This is a genomic window from Pseudomonas sp. A-1, from assembly GCF_004801855.1.
GTDB lineage: Bacteria > Pseudomonadota > Gammaproteobacteria > Pseudomonadales > Pseudomonadaceae > Geopseudomonas.
Map to the genome: position 1 here is coordinate 1 of NZ_SSTC01000216.1, position 1,026 is coordinate 1,026.

1 protein-coding gene is annotated in these 1,026 nt (G+C 59.3%); it reads left to right on the forward strand.

Features of this window, described 5'->3' with window-relative positions; genetic code table 11:
• Positions 1-61: 61 nt before the first annotated feature.
• A partial coding sequence (locus tag E5198_RS21215) for an IS481 family transposase (protein ID WP_136491869.1) occupies positions 62-1,026 on the forward strand: 965 nt, incomplete at its 3' end.

Here is a 1,026-nt window from a genome sequence, read left to right on the forward strand (position 1 = left end):
CTAGGTGTGCAGTCCCAGGAAGTCATGGTGCATTCTTGAACCCTCACCAGGAGGATGCGCTATGGCAACAGGTCTTCATGGCTCAGCCCGCACAACGCCGCGAGTTCGAGCCGAGCTCCAAGCGTCGCAAGAGTCGACGCGCGCCCTTGCCGCCCGCTATGGACTGAACGTCAAGACTGTGGCCAAGTGGCGTTCGCGCTCGACGACAACTGACAAGCCCATGGGGCCTGCCAAGCCATGTAGTGTCCGGCTCTCGGATGCTGAAGAAGCGATGGTGGTCGAGCTCAGGCGACGCACCCTGCTTCCCCTGGACGACCTGCTGGGGCATCTGCGTGAAACCCTCCCCCAACTGACTCGCAGTGCCTTGCATCGCTGCCTGGTGCGCCATGGCATCAGCAGACTGCCCAGCACAGAGCCGGGTGGAGCCAAGCATGGAAAGTTTGCTCCAACCGAAATCGGCTACCTGCATATCGACAGCTGTGAACTCCGGCTGGAGCAGGGAAAACAGCACATGTTCCTGGCGATCGATCGTGTCACCAAATTCACCCACGTGGCGTTCTTCGATGCTGCGACAAAGCAGAACGGCGCGGCGTTTCTCGAAGAGGTGGTGACGGCATACCCGTACACCATTCACACCGTTCTCACGGACAACGGCGTGGCGTTCACCGAGCAGCCACGGTATCGAAACGGCCTGACCAATCGGTTTGGTGGGCACATTTTCGACCGTGTCTGCCATGAGCATGGCATCAAGCACAAGCTGACCAAGCCCTATCACCCGTGGACCAACGGACAGGCCGAGCGCATGAACCGCACCGTGAAGGAGGCCACCATCAAGTCGTTCCACTACCCGGACTTCGATGCGCTGAAAGCCCATGTTCGGGCCTTCGTCATGGCATACAACTTTGCCAAGCACCTGAAGGCTCTACGGTGGCGTACTCCGTTCAAAACGATCTGTGATGCCTGGACTCGAACACCGGACTGTTTCAAGCTTGACCCGCACCACCTCATCCCGGGACTACACACCTA